This is a genomic window from Muricoccus pecuniae (assembly GCF_014199205.1).
Lineage (GTDB): Bacteria > Pseudomonadota > Alphaproteobacteria > Acetobacterales > Acetobacteraceae > Roseomonas > Roseomonas pecuniae.
In genome coordinates this window covers 130,496-148,832 of the sequence record NZ_JACIJD010000002.1, presented here as the reverse complement: position 1 = coordinate 148,832, position 18,337 = coordinate 130,496, and the positions used below count along the sequence as shown (strand labels likewise).

16 protein-coding genes and 1 pseudogene are annotated in these 18,337 nt (G+C 74.0%); 7 read left to right on the top strand and 10 right to left on the bottom strand.

Annotated features, from left to right (window positions below):
• Positions 1–25: 25 nt before the first annotated feature.
• Positions 26–1,360, bottom strand: a complete 1,335-nt coding sequence (locus FHS87_RS02660) for a dihydroorotase (protein ID WP_184513590.1) — start codon at positions 1,358–1,360, stop codon at positions 26–28.
• 145 nt (positions 1,361–1,505) lie between these two features.
• On the opposite strand from FHS87_RS02660, the gene FHS87_RS02655 reads away from it, so the two are divergent.
• Positions 1,506–2,576 carry an AbrB family transcriptional regulator gene (locus FHS87_RS02655; RefSeq protein ID WP_184513588.1) on the top strand — a complete coding sequence of 357 codons (1,071 nt, stop codon included), beginning with the start codon at positions 1,506–1,508 and terminating at the stop codon, positions 2,574–2,576.
• Entirely contained in the window at positions 2,573–2,776 is a 204-nt protein-coding gene (locus tag FHS87_RS02650) for a DUF1289 domain-containing protein (RefSeq protein WP_184513587.1), read from the top strand. The genes FHS87_RS02655 and FHS87_RS02650 overlap by 4 nt, the downstream gene beginning before the upstream one ends.
• Before the next feature lie 17 nt (positions 2,777–2,793).
• Here FHS87_RS02650 and FHS87_RS02645 read toward each other — a convergent pair whose 3' ends face one another.
• Positions 2,794–4,167 carry a hydrolase gene (locus FHS87_RS02645; RefSeq protein WP_246417784.1) on the bottom strand — a complete coding sequence of 458 codons (1,374 nt, stop codon included), beginning with the start codon at positions 4,165–4,167 and terminating at the stop codon, positions 2,794–2,796.
• A gap of 163 nt (positions 4,168–4,330) precedes the next feature.
• On the opposite strand from FHS87_RS02645, the gene FHS87_RS02640 reads away from it, so the two are divergent.
• Positions 4,331–5,314, top strand: a complete 984-nt coding sequence (locus tag FHS87_RS02640) for a Bug family tripartite tricarboxylate transporter substrate binding protein (RefSeq protein ID WP_184513585.1) — start codon at positions 4,331–4,333, stop codon at positions 5,312–5,314.
• 11 nt (positions 5,315–5,325) lie between these two features.
• Here FHS87_RS02640 and FHS87_RS02635 read toward each other — a convergent pair whose 3' ends face one another.
• Both FHS87_RS02635 and asnB read right to left on the bottom strand, forming a co-directional pair.
• Positions 5,326–5,469: a hypothetical protein gene (locus FHS87_RS02635; RefSeq protein WP_184513583.1), complete on the bottom strand. Its 144-nt coding sequence runs from the start codon at positions 5,467–5,469 to the stop codon at positions 5,326–5,328.
• Between the two features lie 105 nt (positions 5,470–5,574).
• Positions 5,575–7,332 carry an asparagine synthase (glutamine-hydrolyzing) gene (gene asnB, locus FHS87_RS02630; RefSeq protein WP_184513581.1) on the bottom strand — a complete coding sequence of 586 codons (1,758 nt, stop codon included), beginning with the start codon at positions 7,330–7,332 and terminating at the stop codon, positions 5,575–5,577.
• Positions 7,333–7,808: 476 nt separating this feature from the next.
• On the opposite strand from asnB, the gene FHS87_RS02625 reads away from it, so the two are divergent.
• On the top strand, positions 7,809–9,056 hold the full coding sequence (locus tag FHS87_RS02625) for an O-antigen ligase family protein (protein ID WP_184513579.1): 1,248 nt from the start codon (positions 7,809–7,811) through the stop codon (positions 9,054–9,056).
• On the opposite strand, the gene FHS87_RS02620 is transcribed toward FHS87_RS02625, so the two are convergent.
• Positions 8,998–10,146: a glycosyltransferase family 4 protein gene (locus FHS87_RS02620; RefSeq protein ID WP_184513577.1), complete on the bottom strand. Its 1,149-nt coding sequence runs from the start codon at positions 10,144–10,146 to the stop codon at positions 8,998–9,000. The genes FHS87_RS02625 and FHS87_RS02620 overlap by 59 nt on opposite strands.
• Positions 10,147–10,186: 40 nt before the next feature.
• On the bottom strand, positions 10,187–11,092 hold the full coding sequence (locus tag FHS87_RS02615) for a glycosyltransferase family 9 protein (RefSeq protein ID WP_184513575.1): 906 nt from the start codon (positions 11,090–11,092) through the stop codon (positions 10,187–10,189).
• A gap of 41 nt (positions 11,093–11,133) precedes the next feature.
• Here FHS87_RS02615 and ygfZ point away from each other — a divergent pair, with 41 nt between their 5' ends.
• The gene (gene ygfZ, locus FHS87_RS02610; protein WP_246417783.1) at positions 11,134–11,994 is read left to right on the top strand and encodes a CAF17-like 4Fe-4S cluster assembly/insertion protein YgfZ; all 861 of its coding nucleotides are present in this window, start codon (positions 11,134–11,136) and stop codon (positions 11,992–11,994) included.
• Between the two features lie 107 nt (positions 11,995–12,101).
• The gene (locus FHS87_RS02605; RefSeq protein WP_184513573.1) at positions 12,102–13,067 is read left to right on the top strand and encodes a 2-hydroxyacid dehydrogenase; all 966 of its coding nucleotides are present in this window, start codon (positions 12,102–12,104) and stop codon (positions 13,065–13,067) included.
• Between the two features lie 8 nt (positions 13,068–13,075).
• Here the strand turns inward: FHS87_RS02605 and FHS87_RS02600 are convergent, their stop codons facing one another.
• The 4 genes from FHS87_RS02600 to FHS87_RS02585 all read right to left on the bottom strand — a co-directional run bounded on the left by FHS87_RS02600 (position 13,076) and on the right by FHS87_RS02585 (position 16,877).
• On the bottom strand, positions 13,076–13,327 hold the full coding sequence (locus FHS87_RS02600) for a hypothetical protein (RefSeq protein WP_184513571.1): 252 nt from the start codon (positions 13,325–13,327) through the stop codon (positions 13,076–13,078).
• A 45-nt stretch (positions 13,328–13,372) separates the two neighbouring features.
• Entirely contained in the window at positions 13,373–14,146 is a 774-nt protein-coding gene (locus FHS87_RS02595) for a DUF1194 domain-containing protein (RefSeq protein ID WP_184513569.1), read from the bottom strand.
• Between the two features lie 176 nt (positions 14,147–14,322).
• Positions 14,323–15,531 carry a DUF1501 domain-containing protein gene (locus FHS87_RS02590; RefSeq protein ID WP_221299439.1) on the bottom strand — a complete coding sequence of 403 codons (1,209 nt, stop codon included), beginning with the start codon at positions 15,529–15,531 and terminating at the stop codon, positions 14,323–14,325.
• Positions 15,528–16,877: a DUF1800 domain-containing protein gene (locus FHS87_RS02585; RefSeq protein ID WP_184513986.1), complete on the bottom strand. Its 1,350-nt coding sequence runs from the start codon at positions 16,875–16,877 to the stop codon at positions 15,528–15,530. The genes FHS87_RS02590 and FHS87_RS02585 overlap by 4 nt, the downstream gene beginning before the upstream one ends.
• 655 nt (positions 16,878–17,532) lie before the next feature.
• Between FHS87_RS02585 and FHS87_RS24590 the strand changes: the two are divergent.
• Positions 17,533–17,739: pseudogene (locus tag FHS87_RS24590) on the top strand (CatB-related O-acetyltransferase); the annotation flags it as partial.
• Positions 17,740–18,337 lie beyond the last annotated feature (598 nt).

Here is an 18,337-nt window from a genome sequence, read left to right as displayed (position 1 = left end):
AAACCGCTCTAGCGGGCCCGCTGCCTCAGGCGGCGCGCGTGCCCTCGAAGCGCACGGGCTCGCCGGAGGGGGCGCCGATCACCTCGTCCTCCCGCATCACCGGCTGGCCGCGGATGACCGTCATCACCGGCCAGCCCTGGCAGCGGGCGCCGGTGAAGGGGCTCCAGCCGCAGGGGGAGACGAGCCAGTCCGCCTCGATGGTGCGGGACTTGCCCATGTCCACCACGGTGAAGTCGGCGTCGTAGCCGGCGGCGAGGCGGCCCTTGCCCGTCGCGCCGTAGACGCGGGCGGGGCCGGCGGCCATGAGGTCGGCGAGGCGGGAGAGGGAGAGCCGCCCCTCCGAGACGTGGTTCAGCATCAGCGGCACGATCGTCTGCACCCCCGTCAGCCCCGCGGCGGTGGCGGGCCAGGGGCGCTCCTTCGCCGCCTTCGGGTGCGGCGCGTGGTCGCTGCCCACCGTGTCCACCGTGCCGTCCGCGATGGCGGCCCAGGCCGCGTCGTAGTGGCGCTTGTCGCGGATCGGCGGGTTCATCACGGCGTAGCCGCCCAGCGCCTCGTAGGCGTCGGGCGCCCACTGCGTCAGGTGGTTCAGCAGCACCTCCACCGTGCCGACGTCGCGGAAGTCCTTCATGTAGTCCAGCTCCTCCGCCGTGGAGACGTGGAGGATATGGGCGGGGCGGCCGGTCTTGCGGGCGAGCGCCATCAGCCGCCGCGTGCCGAGGAAGGCGCATTCCACGTCGCGCCACTCCGCATGCAGCCGGTAGGGGCCGCCCTGGGCGAACATCGGCTTGCGCGCCTGGAGCCGGTACTCGTCCTCGGAGTGGTAGGCGATGCGGCGGGCGCCGTTGCGCATCACGCGCTCCAGCGTCTCGTCGTCCTCGATCATCAGGTCGCCCGTGGAGGAGCCGGCGAAGACCTTGATGGCGCAGACATTCGGCTCGCGCTCCAGCGCGCCGAGATCGGGGACGTTGCTGCGCGCGCCGCCGATATACATGCCCACGTCGCACCAGGCCGTCTCGCGGATGTGGTTCCGCTTCCAGTCGAGCTGCGCCTGGGAGGTGATGGAGGGCTGGGTGTTGGGCATGTCGTACACCGCCGTCAGCCCGCCGAGCACGGCGCCCTTCGTGCCCGTGCCGAGCGTCTCCACCGAGGGATCGCCGGGGTCGCGCAGGTGGACGTGGGGGTCGGTCAGGCCGGGGAGGACGTGCAGGCCCGTGAGGTCGATCACCTCCGCCGCCTCGGCGGTGCGGAGGTCGCCGATGGTGGCGATGCGGCCCTTGCGGACGGCGACATCGGCCCGCGTCTCGCCCCAGGGCAGCACGAGGGTGCCGCCGCGCAGGATCAGGTCATAGCTCGCCATGTCGTCGCCCCGGCCTCGGTGGAGGCCGCGGTGATAGCCCAGGGAGGATCATGGCGGGAGGGGCACGGCTGGACCTCCCCTCCCCCATGGCTATCCTGTGCCTCTGCGCCCCGCCCACCCGCAGTTCCCCGGAGGATGCACCGGCATGCCGACCAACCTCGCGCGGCTGCCGGCCCCGGCGCAGTGGCTCCTGCTCGCGGCCTTCGCGGTGCTGCTCGCGACCGCCTTCCGGCTGGTGGGGATGCCCGCCTCCCAGCTCCTCGGCCCGATGGCGGCGAGCATCCTGCTCAGCCTCGGCGGGATGACGGTGCGCCTGCCGCGCCCGTTCTACATCGCCGCCCAGGCGCTGGTGGGCTGCCTTATCGCGACGGTGGTCACGCCCGACATCCTGCACTCCTTCGCCGCGGACTGGCCCCTCATCCTCGCCGCCGTCCTCTCCACCCTGGCCGTGAGCAACCTGATGGGCTGGCTGATGAGCCGCTTCGGCGTGCTGCCGGGAACCACCGCCATCTGGGGCACCGCGCCCGGCGGCGCCTCGGCCATGGTGGTGATGGCGGAGGCCTTCGGGGCGGATGCGCGGATGGTGGCGCTGATGCAGTATCTCCGCGTGGTCCTCGTCGCAGGGGCGGCGGCGCTGGTCTCCCACTTCTTCACCGCCTCCCTGCCCCCGCCGCCGCCCGCGCCGCTGTTCCCCGCCCTCCACCTCCTCCCCTTCGCCACCGCCCTGCTCCTGGCGGGGGCAGGGGCCTGGATCGGGCAGCGCTGCCGCATCCCGGCCGGCCCGCTGCTGGTACCCATGGTCGCGGGCGCCGCGCTGCACTCGGCCGGGCTGATCGAGCTGGAGCTGCCGCCCTGGCTGATGGCGCTGGTCTACGGCGCGATCGGATGCAGCATCGGCCTCGGCTTCACGCGGCAGGTGCTGGCGCGGGCGGCCTCGGCCCTGCCGGTGATCCTGCTCTCCATCTTCCTGCTGATCGGGCTCTGCGGGCTGATGTCGCTCGGGCTGGTCCGGTGGCTCGGGCTGGACCCGCTGACGGCCTATCTCGCGATCAGCCCGGGGGGCATCGATTCCGTCGCGGTGATCGGGGCGGCCAGCCAGGCCGACATGTCCTTCGTCATGGCGCTGCAGACCATGCGGCTGCTGGCCGTGGTGCTGCTCGGGCCGCCGCTCGCCCGGGCTCTGGCGCGGGGACTGGACCGCGGGAAGGCGGGTTGACCACCCCCGCCGCGCAGGCGCCCGCCGGGCCGGGCGCCCCCTCCTCGCCCTGCACGGGGCTCTGCGCCCTGGACGGGGAGGGCTTCTGCCGGGGCTGCTTCCGGCACATCGAGGAGATCGCCGCCTGGCCCGGGGCGGGGGATGACGAGCGGCGCGCGATCCTCGCCCGCTGCGCCGCCCGGCGTGCCGCCCGGGCCTGACGCCCGCCGCCGGGCGGCTACCAGGTCAGCTCGGCCACCGCGATGCGGTTCTCGGCCAGCGGCCAGGCGCGGGCCACCACCCGCTCCTCGTTGAACACGCCCACCACCGGGCGCCCGATCCCCTCGGCCGGCAGCCGCGCGACGGCGGTGGCGCCGGCCGCGACGCCGCGCGGCAGCCCGGCCGGCTCGCGCCCGTCCAGCAGCACGACGTCCCGCGGGAGGCCGAAATAGCCGCGCGGTCGGTTGAAGCGCAGCACGGCGCCCGCCCCCGCATCCGCCGAGGCGGGCGGCGCGGCCGGGCGGAGCTGCACCACCTCGGAGGAGCGGGGGAAGGGGTTGCGGTAGGAATGGGTGATCGGGTGCCCCGGCGCGGCCACCACGAATTCCAGCGGCCAGTCCGGCGACACCGTCACCGGGCCCCAGACCCCGTCCGCCCCGGTCTCGCGCCGATGGATGGGGCCGCCCATGCGCTCCGCCGTGCCGGGATGCAGGCGATAGACCTCCACCGTGGCGCCGGCGACGGGGCGGTTGGTCTGCACGCCGCCGGGCGTGCCGGTCACGCGGCCGTTCAGCACCGGCCGCTCCTCCGGCATCACGTCCAGCTGCTCGGGCTCGCGCCCCGCGACGAAGCGGAACATCTCGCGGAAGGCGCGGGCGGAATAGGCCGTCTCGCGGTGGTCCACCCCGGGGAGGACGAGGTTGGTGGCGCCGCGCAGCTCGGGGCTGTCATGCCCCACCCCCGTCGGCACGCCGGGGCGGCCGGCATGGCGGCCGTCGGGCTGGGCGTAGAGGTCGTTGCTGTCGGAACGCAGGGTGAGGAAGGCCGTGCCCGGCACCACCTGGGACTCCGTGCCGTTCAGCCGCCGCAGCAGGTCGGAGCGGGCGTTGAACTCGCGGTTGCGGTTGGCATCCCAGTCGTAGATGCCGTTGTTCGGCGTGCCGCAGGTGATGGCGTGGGACACCTCCGCCCCGCCACCGTGAAGCTGCACATGGTTGCGGATGGGGTAGCCGCCGCGCGAGTTCCCCACCAGTGCGACGCGCGCCGCGCCCGTGCGCGCCCGCAGCGCCGCGATCTCCGCCGCCAGCTCCCGCCGGCAATCCTCGGAGGAGGAGCGCAGGGGCTGGGGCACGGCGTCGTCGTCGCGCGCGAGGGGGTCGGTGAAGTCGAGGGCGCGCAGGCGGTCGCGCGGCCAGCCATTGCTCTCGAAGCGCCAGAGCGTCGTCATCCAGAGCGCGGAGTGGTCGCCATTGCCGTGGACGAAGAGGATAGGCGTCAACGCTGACTCCTGGGCTGCCTCTTGGGCGGCTTCCTGGGCACGGGAGGGGCGGGAGATGGCGGCGAGCGCCGCGGCGCCCATCAGGGTGCGCCTCCCCATCGGCAGGCCGGCCATGTCGTCCTCTCCCTTCCTTTGTGCTCCGACTAAGCCGCGTTGCCGGTCGGGCGGCAAGCCTGTGCAGTAGTAGGAGGGGCCGCGGGTCGGGCGGTGGACCCCGCGGCCGGGCTGGTCTCAGATGCCCCCGAACCGGGCCGGATCCCGGATGGGAGAGGAACCGATGCGTCCAGCCATGTCCCGCCGCGCCCTGGGTGCCAGCCTGCTGGCCGGCGCCGCGCTTCCCGTGCCGGCCCTCGCCGCCGGTCCCTCCTTCGCCACGCGCCCCATCCGCCTCATCCTCGCCTTCGGCACGGGGACGGGCGCGGACGTGCTGGCGCGCGAGCTCGGCCAGCGCTTTGGGCAGGAGGCGGGGCAGCCCGTGGTGGTGGAGAACGTGACGGGCGGCACGGGCGTCGTCGCGCTCCGCACCATGGGGCGGGCGGCGCCGGACGGGCACACCCTCTTCCTCGCGGCCCTGGGCAACGTCGTCGTCAACCCCATCGTCAGCGCCGCCGCGCGCGGGACGGAGGCGCTCGTCACCCCCGTCGGGCAGGTGAGCGGCAACCCGCATGTCATGCTCATCCATGGCGGGCTGCCCGTCAGCGATGTGCGCGCCTTCGTCGCCTATGCGAAGGCCCGCCCGGGGGCGATCAACTTCGCCTCCCCTGGCGCGGGCGGCGTCTCCCATCTCGGCGCGGAGCTGTTCCAGTCCGTCGCGGGGATCGAGGGGGTGCACATCCCCTATCGCGACGGCTCTCAGATGCTGACGGACATGATGACGGGCCGCGTCCATGCCGCCTTCATGAGCGCGGGCGGGCTGATGCCCATCCTGGCCGACGGCAAGATCCGGGCGCTCGGCGTCACGGCCCCCACCCGCGTGCCGGAGCTGCAGTCCCTGCCCGTGGTGGAGAGCCAGGGCCTGCCCGGCTTCCGCTACAGCACCTGGTACGGGCTCTACGCTCCCGCGGCGACCCCGGCCCCGCTGGTGGGGCAGCTCAACGCGATGCTCCGGGCCTCGCTGGCCGACGATGTTCTGCGCGCCCGGCTCACGGCCCAGGGCGCCGATGTCGTCACAGGATCAGCGGAGGAGCTGGCCGCGCTGATGGAGAGCGACGGCCGCACCTGGCGCCGCATCATCGGGGAGCGGCGGATCGTGGTGGAGTAGGGCTGGTGGCTCTACCGGTTCTCCGCGTCCAGATCGGCCGCGCGCTGGTCTTCCTCGGCCGCCTCGGCGGCACTCTCCGGGGGAGAGGGATTGGGCTCCCGGCGACGGTCCAGGTAGTCGCTGAGACGGACATTCAGGCAGTCTTCGCTGATCATCGCGCGGCCCCTTGTTGAGCACGCAGGAAACGCGCGCGGGCGTTTCAAGTAACGGAATCTTCCGCATCTAAATCATCCGGCCCGCGCCCCTCGGCGCGCCGTGGCTCACCGTGCGGAGAGCGCCTCGAACACGTCGCCCTCCATGCGCCGCCCCTCCACATGGCGGCCGTGCCACAGCGCCCAGAAGAGCAGGTTCCAGGCGGCGAAGCCCTCGCGCTTGCCTCCGGCGGCGCGGAAGAGCGGCAGGATGCGGTCGGGCCGGGCGATCTCCGCCACCCCGGGCTGCGCGGCCACCAGCGGCGCGAGCCGATCGGCGGTGGAGGCGATCCAGGCGCCCAGGGGCACGGCGGAGCCCTGCTTCCGCGCGAAGGGCTCGCAGGCCGGGAACTCGCGCGCCAGCCACTGCCGCAGCAGCCACTTGCCGCGCCCGTTCCGAACCTTCATCGAATCCGGCAGGCGCCAGCAGGCGCGGGCCACGGCCTCGTCGAGGAAGGGGGTGCGGCCCTCCACCCCATGGGCCATGAGGCAGCGGTCGAGCTTCGCCAGGAGGTCGTTGGGCAGCGAGTCCGCGATGTCCAGCGCCTGCGCAGCCTGGAGCCGCGTGCGACCCCCGGTGAGGGCGGCGGCCTCGACGGCGGCGACGCCGTCCCGCCAGGCGCGGGGAGCCTCGCGCAGGACATTCAGCCGGTCGAAGGCGCCGTGGGCGCGCATTGCCTTGCCCCCCAGCCACCAGGGGCGCATCGCCGCGCGGTGGCGGCCGTAGCCGGCCAGCAGCTCGTCCCCGCCCTCGCCCGAGAGCAGCACCGTCACCTCCTCCCGCGCGCGGCGGGCGAGGAACCAGGTGGTGACGATGCCGGGGTTGGCGGCGGGATCGTCCATGCAGGCGACGATCTCCGGCAGGTGGCGCCAGAGCTCGGCCTCCGTCACGCCGACCCTCTCGTGCCGGGCCCCGGCGGCCCGGGCGGCACGGGCCGCGCGCTCGCGCTCGTCGGAAGCGCCGGGGATGTCGAAGCCCGCGGTATAGGCGAGCACCGGGCGGGTGCTCAGCCGCGCCATCATCGCCAGCACCGCCGCGCTTTCCGTGCCCCCGGAGAGGAGCAGGCCGAGGGGCAGGTCGCTGCGCTGGTGCAGCGCCACGCTCTCGCGGAAGGCGGCGCCGAAGCGATCCAGCGCCGCATCCTCGGTGATCGGCTCCGGCCCGCCCTCGGGCAGGGCCTCGCGCCGCGCGCGCTCCAGCACGGCGCCGTTGCCGAGCACCAGCGTCTCCCCGGGGAGGAGCCGGCGGATGCCCTCGAAGATCGTCTCGGCCCCCGTGGTGAACCGGAGTTGCAGCAGCTCATCCCGCGCCTCGGCCCGGATACGGGGCCGCACGAGGCCGGTGGCGAGGATGGCCGAGGGCTCGCTGGCGAAGGCGACGCCGCCCTCGATCTGGGCGAGGTAGAGCGGCTTGATTCCGAAAGGATCGCGCGCCAGCACCACGCGCCGCGCCGCGCGGTCATGGATGGCGATGGCGTACATGCCGCGCAGATGGTCGGCGAAGCGCAGCCCGTCGCGACGCCAGAGATGAAGCGGCGGCTCGCAGTCCGAGCCCGTGCTGCAGGCGAGCGCGTTCGCCTCCCTGAGATCCAGGTCGTTGAGGATACCGCCATTGGCGATGAGCGCCGCCGGCCCGGCGAAGAGCGGCTGGTCGCCCCCGGCGGGGTCGATGACCGCGAGCCGGGTATGGGAGAGCGCGACGGGGCCGGAGACGTGATGCCCCCGCCCGTCCGGCCCGCGATGGGCGAGGGCGCGCGTCATGCGGTCCAGCACGCCGAGATCGGGCAGCCGGCCGGAGGCGAGGGCGATGCCCGCGATGCCGGACATGGGCTAGCGCCCGCCCACGGAGCGGGGATTGGGCAGCGGCGGGCGCCGGACCGGCCCCGTGGCGTGCCGCCGCCCGGAGATGGCGCCCCCCGCCCCGCCCACGACCCGGCGGCTCGCGGAACCGCCGCCGGTCCCGCCCGCCGGTGCCCCGGCCATGATCTGCGCCTCTCTCAGGGCATCGTCCTCGTGCTGGGGAGGGCGGCCCGGCTCACCGCCGGCCGGCGCGGCGGGAAGCGTGCCCGGCCCCGGAGGGCCGGCCGGCGCACCCGCGCGCCGCCCTCATCTCGCACATCGGCGCATCCTCTCCCATCCCCGGGGCTCATCCCCAAGGCCCATCCCCAGCGTCTATTCCCGGGATCCATCCCCGGGGCGCGGCTTGCCAGGACCCGGCGCCTGGGCGAGTGGTGGGGGTAGCCGGGCGGGTGACGCGGACAGGCCGCCCGAACCGCCGCCCCGAACTGGACTCCCCGACGCAAGTGCCCCTCCGCCGCCTCTTTCAGGATGTGCGAACGCCGTTCGGCCTTCTCCTGCTCCTGGCCCCGGTCGTCGGGGTGCTGCAGTACCGGGGCATCGCGCTGGCGGCGACGCTCGCCCTCGCCGGGACGGTGGCCACCTATGCCCGCGTCCGGCGCCGGCTTCCCCGGCCCTCCGGCCCCACCCTCGCCATCGCCCTGCTGATCCCCGCCTGGTGCCTCGTCAGCGCCGCCTGGGCGGAGGCGCCGGGGCGGGCGGCGGCGACCGCGCTCACGGTCGGGGGCTTCGTCCTGCTCGCCGCGCTGGCGCTCCGCGCCCTGCGGGAGGAACCGGCGGAGCGGCTGGCCTCCATGCTGCCGCTCCTCGCCATCGGCCTGGGCACCGGCATCCTCCTCGCCTCTCTCGACGCGATGACGGGCGGGCTGCTGCGGGCCGGGGTGCGCGGCGGTGGGCCGATCCCGGGGGTGCTCGCCTTCGGGCTCAAGCCGGCCGTCTCCGTCATCGCCCTGCTCCTGCCCGCGGTCCTCGCCCTTCCCCGCGTCCCGCGCGCGGCGCGGCTGGCCCTCGTCCTCGCCGGGCTGGCCACGGCCCTCCTGCTGCCGGCGGAGTCCGCGAAGATCGCGGCGGTGGCGGGGCTGCTCGCCATGGGGGGCGCGGCCCTTCTCGGCCGCTGGGTGGCAAGGGGCATCGGCGTGGCGCTGGCCGCCGCCTTCGTCGCCATGCCGCTGCTGATCCACGCGGCCCTGCCCGCCCTGCCGCCGCTGGAGGGAAGGCCGCTCTCGGCCGCGCACCGGATCCTCATCTGGGACTGGGCCGTGGACCGGGTCGAGGAGCGCCCCGTCCTCGGCTGGGGCGGCGAGGCGAGCCGGACGGTCCCCGGCGGGCGGGACGCCTTCGATGCCGCCACCCTCGACCGCTTCGGCCTCACCTCCCCCGCCACGAGGGGCTGGTTCTCCGGCCCCGGAGCGCAGCGGCTGCCGCTGCACACGCACAACATCCCCCTCCAGATCTGGCTGGAGCTGGGCGGCGTCGGCGCCTTCCTCGCCGCCGCGCTGATGCTGCGCCTGGGCTGGCGCGCCGGGGAGAACGGGCCGGGCGCGACGGGGATGCTCGCCGCCGCCGCGGTGATCGGGATGCTCAGCTACGGCGTGTGGCAGGAATGGTGGATCGGGCTGCTGCTCATGGCGGCCATCATCGGGGAGCTGCTCGGGGTCCTTCACCGCGGGCGGGCTGCCCCTCCAGCAGGGTGAGATAGCGGGGAAGGACGGTCTCCCAGCCGAAGCCGCTCCGCACGCGGCGCGCCGCGGCCTCGCCCATCCGCCGGCGGAGGGGGAGATCGTCCAGGAGGCGGGCGAGGGCCGCCGCCACCGCCCCGTCATCGGCGCCGTCGCAGACGAGGCCGGTCTCGCCGTCCAGCACGGCCTCCGCCGCACCGCCATCGCTCCCCGCGACCGCGGGCAGGCCGTGCCAGGCGGCCTCCAGGTAGACGAGGCCGAAGCCCTCCACCGAGGCGCCCTCCCGGCGGGAGGGCATCGCGAAAAGGTCCGCCCCCGCGTAGAGGGCCGCCTTCAAATTCCTGTCCACGACCCGCCCGAGGAAGCGGACCCGCTCCTCCACCCCCAGCTCCCGGGCAAGGCGGCGCAGGCGCGTTTCGTCCTCGCCGCCCCCGGCGACGACGTAGCGGAGGCCGGGATGGCGGCCGGCCAGGGCCGGGAGCGCGCGGAGGACGGAGTCGATCCCCTTGCGGGGCTCCAGCCGCGCCACGGTCAGCAGGACGGGTCCCGCCCCGCCCAGGAAGCCCTCGGCCCAACGGCGCGCCTCCTCGTCCGGGGCAGGCTGCGGGGCGACCGGCAGGTGGATCACCACCGGCCGCACCGCGTCCTGGGGAAGGTAGGGGCCCATCAACCCCGCCGTGAATCCGGAGTTGGCGGCGATGGCCGTCGCCTTGCCCAGCGCGGCCCCGATCCGCCGCGCCTTGCGGGCGCTGGCCGCCGGCGGAAACTCGCTGCCATGCGCCAGGACGAGGGTCGGCACATCAGGGCGCGGCAGGAGCTCGAGGCTCTTCCAGCTGTCCGCGATCACGCCCTGGACCGGGTGCCCGGCGAGGACGCGCCGTGCGGCCAGGGCCTTGCGGAACCGGCGGATCGGGCGCGGGCCGCCGAAGCGGCGAAGCCCCATGCCAGCCGGCCAGGAGGGCTCGGAGAGGCCCCGGCCCCGGATATGGTCGGCCAGCACCAGCACGGTCCGGCCGCTCGCGACCAGCTGCTCGGCCATCTCGCCCATCAGGGCCTCGATCCCGCCGGGGTCCGGGGGGAAGTTCTGGGTCAGCAGCAGGATCATCGGCCGGTCACGCCGCCGGGGGAGGCGGGACGGCGCAGCATCACGCCGCCACCTCGGCGGGCAGCATGGGGCGCAGGGCGTCGAGCGCCTGCGCGACGGACAGCCCGTCCATGCTGCCGCCCGCCGCCACCACGGCGCGGGCCGCCCGGCCGACCGGCGCGTACTCCCCGGCCGGCGTCGGCCCGAACAGGCCGAGGGTGGGCGACCCCGTCGCGGCGGAGAGGTGCATCAGCCCGGAGTCATTGCCCACGAAGAGCCGCGCGCGGGCCAGCAGCGCCGCCGCTTCCGGCAGGGAGAGCTGCCCGACGAGGTCCAGCGCCTCCGGCAGGCCGGCGACGACCGGCGCGGCCATGGCCCGCTCCGCCTCGCCGGGGCCGCCGAGCAGCACGGGGCGCGCCCCCGCCAGCGCCCCGCCGGGCGCGGTAAGGGCGCGGGCGAGGGCCACGAAGCGCTCGGCCGGCCAGACCTTGCCCGACCAGTTGGCGGTGGGGCCGAGGGCGAGGATCGGGCGGTCCTCCCCCAGCAGGGCCGCGACCCGCGCCGCATCCTCGAGCGCGAACCAGGCGACGGGCGGCGGCGGCGGGTCCAGCCGCAGCACCCCCGCGATATGGCCGATCCGGTGCCCGGGCCGCCGCCCGCCCCGCATCACCGCACGCCGGCGCGCGGGCACGAGATAGGCCAGCGCCGATCCCCGGAGGTCCACCACCAGGTCCCAGAAGGTGGTCGCCACCTCGGCCCATAGGCTGAGCCAGTGGGCCGAGAAGGGCCGCTTCGCCACCACGATGGTGCGTTCCCGCCCCGGCATGCGCGCGAAGACGCCCTCGGCCACGGGGCCGCAGGCGATCGTGATCCGCGCGCCCGGATGGGTGCGGATGAGGTGATCGAGCAGGCCGGTGGAGAGCACGGCGTCGCCGATCCGGGTGGAGGTGACGAAGAGGATCCGCATGGGCGGCGCCTTGTAGCACGCCTCGGCGGGAACGGGGCCAGATGGCGCTTGCGGGCGGGCGGGCGGCGCCCGATCTCCCCGCCATGCCCAGCGCCCCCCTCCCCGATCGCGGCCTTGTCGAGGTTTCCGGCCCGGACCGCGCGACCTTCCTCCAGGGCCTCGTCTCCAACGACGTGGCCACCCTCGGAACCGGTGCCGCCTGGGCGGCGCTGCTCTCGCCCCAGGGCAAGTGGATCAGCGACTTCCTCGCCTTCGAGGCCCCTGCCCTCGCGCCCGAGGCGATCCTGCTCGACCTCCCGCGGGAGGACGCGCCGATGGTGGTGGAGCGGCTCTCCCGCTTCCGGCTTCGCTCGAAGGTCGTGCTCGCGGACCGCTCCGGGGAGGTCGCGGTCGGCGCGGTCTGGGGAGAGGAGCCGCCCATGGCCTCCCTCGTCCGCCGCGATCCCCGGCTGGAGGCGGCGGGCTGGCGGGTCTACGGCACGGCGCTGGACGGCGATCCCGCGGATTACGACCGCCACCGGCTGGAGCTCGGCCTGCCCGACGGGGTGCGGGACCTCGACCGCGACAAGACCGTGCTGCTGGAGGCGGGCTTCGACGAGCTGCACGGCATCGCCTGGGACAAGGGCTGCTACATGGGCCAGGAACTGACGGCGCGCACCCGCTACCGCGGGCTGCTCAAGCGCCGGCTGGTGCCGGTGGCGGTGGAGGGTCCCCTCCCGCCGCGCGGCACCCCCGTGACCCTGGACGGCGCGGAAGTGGGAGAGATGCGCTCGGGCCGCGACGGGCGCGGCCTCTCCCTGCTGCGGCTGGAGGCGGCGCGCGCTCCCCTCCTTGCCTGTGGGGAGGCGGTGCTGCGGCCCGCCATCCCCGCCTGGATGCGCCTGCCCGCCCCGGCCGCCTGAGCGCCGGGCGCGCGGCCGCCCCGCCCTCCCGCTCCTCCCCCCGCTGGCGCCCCGGCGTCATCGGGGGCAGGATCGCCGCCGCTTGAACGGATGCGGGGGGATCGGGTGTGAGCGGAACGGCAGGGGGCGGCGTGCTGGTGGCCCGGCGCGTGCCAGCGGCGGTGGCGGAGCGCGCGCAGCGGGAGTTCGGCGCTATCCTCGCCGACCACGACATGGACGCGGAGGAAGCCCTGGCCGTGGTGGCGGAGAAGGGCCTAGCCGCGGTGGTGACGGGGCCGAAGGTCCGCCTCACCGCCGCCCATGCCGCGAAGCTGCCGCCGAGCCTGAAGCTCGTGGCCAATACCAGCGTCGGCTACGACCACATGGACGCCGCGGCCTGCAAGGCGGCCGGGGTGATCGTGACCAACACGCCGGACGTGCTGACGGACTCGACCGCCGACCTCGCCTTCATGCTCCTGCTCTGCGCCTGCCGCCGCGCCCATGAGTACGAGGCGATCATGCGGGCCGGGTGGCGCCAGGGCTTCGGCATGCCGGACAAGCTCGGCATCCAGCCCAGCGGCAAGACGCTCGGCATCGTCGGCATGGGGCGGATCGGGCAGGCCATGGCGCAGCGGGCGCGCGGCTTCGGGATGACGATCCTCTACCACAACCGCCGCCGCCTGCCGCCCGAGCTGGAGATGGGGGCGGAGTACGTGGAGGACCTGCGCGAGATGCTGCCGCGCAGCCAGGTCCTCTCCCTCCACCTGCCCGGCGGCGAAGCGGGGGTGCTCATGACCCCGGAGACCTTCGGCCTGCTGCCGCGCGCCGCCGTCTTCGTGAACACCGCGCGCGGCTCGCTGGTGGACGAGGACGCGCTGATCGAGGCGCTGAAGTCCGGCCAGCTCTTCGCCGCCGGGCTCGACGTGTTCAGGAAGGAACCGGATTTCGACACGCGGCTGGCGGAGCTGCCCAACGTGTTCCTGACGCCCCACACGGCCAGCGCGACCGTCGAGACGCGCGACGCCATGGGCTTCCGGGCGCTGGACAACGTGGCCGCCGTGCTGGCGGGCCGCCCCGCGCCCGATCCCGTTTAGGGCCCGGCCTAGCCGAAGCGGCGGCGCATGGGCGGGCGGCGCGGCGGGGGCTTCGGCCCCATCACCTCGTCGATCTCCGCCTTCGCCTGGTTCACGAGGTCGATCAGCAGGGTGGCGCCGTTGGCGGGCTCGACCAGCCGGGGCCGCCCCAGCCGCGCGGGCGGGTGCACCACCACGGAACAGGTGCCGTTGCCGCGCTCCTCGATCTCGAGGACGTGCTGGCGGTAGTCGCGGGTGGAAACGATCGTCAGGCGGGCCATGCGCGTGGCTAACGCATGTCGCGGGCGGGAGGAAGGCTTACTTGCTCAGGCCGCCACCCGGTCCACCACCGGCAGGCCGGCGAAGCGCGTCCTCTCCCCCGCCGAGGCGACCTCCCGCGCGATCTTGCGGCGCACGGCGCGGTCGAAGGCGGCGAAGCCATCGGCGACCACGAGGAAGGCGCCGGGGCCGCCGATCACCTCATCCCGGTAGTAGTCCTCCAGTGCGACGGTGCCGTTGGCCGGGCCGGGCGCGCGGTCGAGCACGGCGAGCCCGTTCACGACGATCCCCTCCTCCAGCATCGCCGCCCGCACGCCGTTCAGGCGGCGGCCGGAGTTGTTCATCCCGTCCCCGGAGATGTCGAGCACGCGGCGGGTGCCCTCATAGGGGCTCCCCCCGTAGCGGCGCAGCGCGTGCTCCATCGCCCCGGAGATGGAGGTGTAGCTGAGGATCCGGCGCGGGGCGGCGTCGATGGCGGCGGCGAAGCGCTCGGCCGAGGCCTCGTCCGCGATCCGCATCCAGGGGACGAGATCCTCCTGGCTGTCGGAATCCGACCAGGTGAAGAGGGTGCAGGAGATGGCGCCGATCTCCCCGCCCCGGATGGAGCGGAGCACCTCCGGGTCCCGGAAGGCGGAGGCGTAGCCGCGCATCTGCGTCTCGTGCTCCTCGGCATCGATGGAGCGGCTGACATCGACGGCGAGGACGAGTTCGACATCCACCGGCTCGGGCCCGGCCGCGCGGGCGGCCCCGGAGGTGCTGATGACGAAGGGGGCGCTGAGCACCCCGGCGCCGGAGAGGCGCAGAAGTTGGCGACGCTGCATCGGTCCCGATCCTTCTGGATGGGCCGTGGCCGGCTGTTCTTGCCCGCCCCTCCAGGCGGGTGCCACCCCGCGAGGGGCAGCTTATTGTGCAGCGCAGCATAAGCCGGGTCGGTTTCGTTCTCCAAGCCGTAATCGCCGGCCTGTTACAGGCATGGCCTGAAGGGGTTCCGCTCCCGTCAGGCCCGGATCAGGCCGGTGAAGGGGCGCACCGGAACGCTGTCCGGGAACACCTCCCCGATCGCCGCGGCGGGGAGGTGAAGGTGCTCCGCCAGCACTCCCGCCAGCACCGCGCGCAGGTCGGTGGTGGGGCGGAGGTCACGGCCCTCGTTCAGCTCGTGCGGCGCGAGGCCGGGCCAGTCCGCCAGCACGCGGCCGCCCGTGAGCCGCCCGCCCAGCACCAGCGCGGCGGTGGCCATGCCGTGATCCGTGCCGCCCGTGCCGTTCAGCCGGGCGGTGCGGCCGAATTCCGTCACCACCGCCACCACCGTGTCGGACCAGACGGGGCCCAGGCCCTCGCGCAGCGCGCCCAGCGCGTCGTCCAGCGCGCCCAGCCGGTTCGCCAACCCGCCCCGCGCCGTCCCCTGGCCGGCATGGGTATCCCAGCCATTGAGGCCAAGCGCCGCCACGCGTGGGCCATCGGCCCGCGCCATGATGCGCGCGGCCGCGGCGGCGTCGGTGACGAAGTCCGGGCGGCCCGGCACCCGCTGGCCAGGCGGCCCGGGCGGCCTCTCCCGCAGGAAATTGTCCAGCATCGCGCCGCTCCGCAGCGCCTCCGCCAGCACGGGGTCGCGCGCCTCGTAGAGGTCGAGGAGCCGGGCGACCAGCTCCTCCTCGGCGAGGCGAAAGCGCTGGAGCTGCCAGGTCTCCACCGGCGCCGGCCCCTGCATGATCACGGGCACCACCGGCGCGACGGCCAGCCCCCTGGGCGGCGCCACGCGCTCGCCGCGCGGCAGCAGGGTGAGCGCGCGGTTCAGCCAGCCCGTCCGCTCCCCCGTGGTCACGCGCGGCAGGCCGCTCTCCAGCACGTCCTGCCCATCGAAGTGGGAGCGCCCGCGATAGGGGGTGTGGGCCGCGTGCAGGGCGAGCGCCTCGCCCTCGCGGAACATGGCCAGGAGCTTCGGCATGTTCCCGTGCAGGGCGAAAAGGGGATCGAGCGGCACGGACTCGCCGGCATCCGCCCCCCGCAGCGCCGCGAAGGCGGGGTCGCCCACGGGCTGCAGCATGGAGATGCCGTCCAGCCCGCCGCGCAGGATCACCACCAGCAGCCGCGGGTCGCGCCCCGCCGCGCGGGCGAGGCGGGGCGCGTAGGGCCAGGCGAAGAGGGCGCCGAGGCCGCCGAGGACGGCGCGGCGCATTACCGGCCCGTGCCCGAGGGGGTCGCTCATCGCCGCTGGAACTCCGGGGAGAGGAGGAGAAGGACGAGGGCCTGCCCTCCGTCCGAGGCCCGCTCAACCGCCCGGCGCGTCTCGGCGCTGGCCGCGGGGCCGAAGGCGGTGTCGAGCAGCGCGCGGGCGTCCAGCCCGGGCGGCAGGCGCCTCGCGAGGTCCGCCGCCCAGTCCAGCCGCGTCTTGATCGCGTCCGGCGCGGCCCAGGCATCGTCCTCGGTCGGCCAGCCCTTGGGGGAAGGCGCGCCCCAGAAGGGCTGCCCCATGGCACTCAGTGCCCCCCGGGGGGCGGGGCGCGGGGGAAGGCCGCCCAGCAGCCGCGCGCTGGCCAGGAGGAACTCGACCGGCGGCCTCACCTTCCGGGGCGCCACCCAGGCCTCGTCATCCATGACGAGCGCCCGCGTGACGGCGCCGAGATCGCCCCCGGTGCGGCGGAACACCTCCGCCATCCGTCCTTCCAGTCCCGGCAGCCCGTGCCCGACGAAGTGCCGGACCATGCGGCGCGTGACATGGCGCGCGGTGGCGGGATGGCGGGCGAGGTCGGTCAGCGCGGCGACCGCCTGGTCCGGCCCGTCCTGCGCGTAGGTCTTGCCGAGCAGGGTCTTCGGCCCGGGCTCGTGGCGATCGGGGAAGAAGCCGGCCCGCTCCGGTTGCGAGGGCCGCTCGTCCAGGCTGACCGTCCAGCCCGTGAGCATGGATGCGAGGGCGACGACATCGTCCTGCGTGTAGCCGCCATCCACGCCCAGCGTGTGCAGCTCCAGGATCTCGCGCCCGAGATTCTCGTTCAACCCGCGGCGCCCGCGCGAGCTGCGGCCCAGCCGGGAGTTCGGGCCGACCGATGCCCGGTTGTCGAGATAGAAGAGCATGGAGGGATGCAGCGCGGCCGCCACCAGCAGCTCCTGGAAAGGCCCGAGCATGCGCGGGCGGATCGCCTCCCGCTCCATGCCGCCGTTCAGGAAACCTGCATTCGCGCCCGCCGCGGTGAAGTGGTCCATCCAGTAGAGGGCGAGGCGCTCGGTCAGCGGCGCGGTCGTGCGCACCGCCGAGAGAAGGGCGAGATCGAGTTCCTCCGCCAGCAGCGCGCCGGGATCGATGGGGGGAGCGCCCGGATCGGCCTCGCCCCGCCTGAGAGCCTCGCCGCGGAGATCGGCGAGGCGGCGCCGCTCGACGATCAGCGCCACCCCCTCGGCCGTGCCGCGCAGGGGCTCCCCTCCTGCCGGAGCGACGGTTTCCTCGATCTGCCGGACGACATGGCCGCGCCCATCCCGCCGCGCCCGCTCCAGCTCGCCCGGCGCTGCGCCGAGGCCGAAGCGGTTAACGGCAAGGAGGGCGTCACGATCGGACAGGCGCGTGCTCCATGCGAGCAGGATTCGAGGGACTCAAACCGACCCGCTGCAAGTGATGCGAGGCGGCCGCGGGCTCGGCAAGTCCCTCTTCCATGCCGCCGCCGCCAGCGAGGCAAGGCGTCCGCCCGGCACGCCCTTGCGCGAGCAAGGCGGCGTTGCGGGGCTCGCGCCGTCAACCCATCCGGGCATGCTGCCCCTAGCAGGAACAGGAGCGCAATGTTATCATCTGAATTGCATTCGCGCTGACGGAATTCGTTTCGTGACAACGATTAACATCAAGATGCCTCCAGGCCGGCTGGAGCAGCTTGCTGCGACTGGTTTCAAACTGCCCGCCGTGTCGAACGCCTCGATCAGCGAGCACTCCACCTTCGAAGCGCCGCTCTTTATCAGCGGCAGCGCCATCTACGGGAGCCGCCTGAACTTCGGCGCCTTCAACAGCGTTGCGGGCGCGCGGTTCGGCAACACGACGATGGGCCGTTACTGCTCGATCGGCGAGCAGGTCGCGATCGGGCAGCACGAACATCCGGTGGATTGGCTGACCTCGTCCCGCATCAGTCATGTTCCCGACATGCACAAGTGGAACCAGATCCTCTCCAGGGACCATCCCGAGCGGATGAAGTTCCGGCGGACACCGTTCACGTCGTCGAACCCCGTCACCGTGCTGGGGAACGACGTCTGGATCGGCTACGGGGCCTATATCCGCGCCGGCGTGAAAATCGGGAATGGCGCCATCATCGCGGCCCGCGCGGTGGTCACGAAGGATGTCGCTCCGTACTCGATCGTGGGGGGCTCGCCCGCGCGCCTCATCCGGATGAGGTTTCCGGACAGCACGATCGAGTTGCTGGAGCGGGTCAGGTGGTGGCAGTACTGCGTACTCGACGTACAAGCGGATCTTTCCGATCCCTATGCCGCAGCCCAGATCATCGCCGAAGCCGCGGATGCAGGAACGTTGAAGCCCTATCAGGGACAGGTGATGACGGCGGAACAGCTTGCTGAGGCCTCTCCCGAGTAAGCGGTCTTCCCCGCAAGTCTCGAACTCATGCACTCGCGATGATGCACAACGAGAGGGCAAATCCGCGGCACCGGATCGAATATTACGGAAGGCAATTCAGAACAGAAAAGCTGTTCATCGCTGCCAGCGGCCAAACGGCTGAGAGTCGCCCTCACGTCGAGAGCACCTATTGTCGGAGATACGGCCAGGCTATTTTCAGCGATCAGTAGCTATCAGAGCTTATCTCCGCCCTGGCTTCATTCCCCTTCATCATTCACAAGGACGTTCTTCGCACGGCTCTGGACGAGACCATGGTCGTGACCCCGCGAGATGATCCGGGCTTGGTGACCTCCTTCGAAGAACACAGCCAGTGGTCACGCACGAAGCGGCTTCGAAATACCTGAGCACCCGGGCCGTGCTGCGCCGCGCAATCCGGCCTAGCGCTGCTCCATCAACGCTGCAGTAGTGC

Excerpts from the sequence above, each read along its gene's own strand:
- FHS87_RS02660 (WP_184513590.1), bottom strand. The coding sequence starts at position 1,360 with ATGGCGAGCTATGACCTGATCCTGCGCGGCGGCACCCTCGTGCTGCCC.
- FHS87_RS02655 (WP_184513588.1), top strand. The coding sequence starts at position 1,506 with ATGCCGACCAACCTCGCGCGGCTGCCGGCCCCGGCGCAGTGGCTCCTG.
- FHS87_RS02645 (WP_246417784.1), bottom strand. The coding sequence starts at position 4,167 with ATGGCCGGCCTGCCGATGGGGAGGCGCACCCTGATGGGCGCCGCGGCG.
- FHS87_RS02640 (WP_184513585.1), top strand. The coding sequence starts at position 4,331 with ATGCGTCCAGCCATGTCCCGCCGCGCCCTGGGTGCCAGCCTGCTGGCC.
- FHS87_RS02635 (WP_184513583.1), bottom strand. The coding sequence starts at position 5,469 with ATGATCAGCGAAGACTGCCTGAATGTCCGTCTCAGCGACTACCTGGAC.
- asnB (WP_184513581.1), bottom strand. The coding sequence starts at position 7,332 with ATGTCCGGCATCGCGGGCATCGCCCTCGCCTCCGGCCGGCTGCCCGAT.
- FHS87_RS02620 (WP_184513577.1), bottom strand. The coding sequence starts at position 10,146 with ATGATCCTGCTGCTGACCCAGAACTTCCCCCCGGACCCCGGCGGGATC.
- FHS87_RS02615 (WP_184513575.1), bottom strand. The coding sequence starts at position 11,092 with ATGCGGATCCTCTTCGTCACCTCCACCCGGATCGGCGACGCCGTGCTC.
- ygfZ (WP_246417783.1), top strand. The coding sequence starts at position 11,134 with ATGGCGCTTGCGGGCGGGCGGGCGGCGCCCGATCTCCCCGCCATGCCC.
- FHS87_RS02600 (WP_184513571.1), bottom strand. The coding sequence starts at position 13,327 with ATGGCCCGCCTGACGATCGTTTCCACCCGCGACTACCGCCAGCACGTC.
- FHS87_RS02595 (WP_184513569.1), bottom strand. The coding sequence starts at position 14,146 with ATGCAGCGTCGCCAACTTCTGCGCCTCTCCGGCGCCGGGGTGCTCAGC.
- FHS87_RS02590 (WP_221299439.1), bottom strand. The coding sequence starts at position 15,531 with ATGAGCGACCCCCTCGGGCACGGGCCGGTAATGCGCCGCGCCGTCCTC.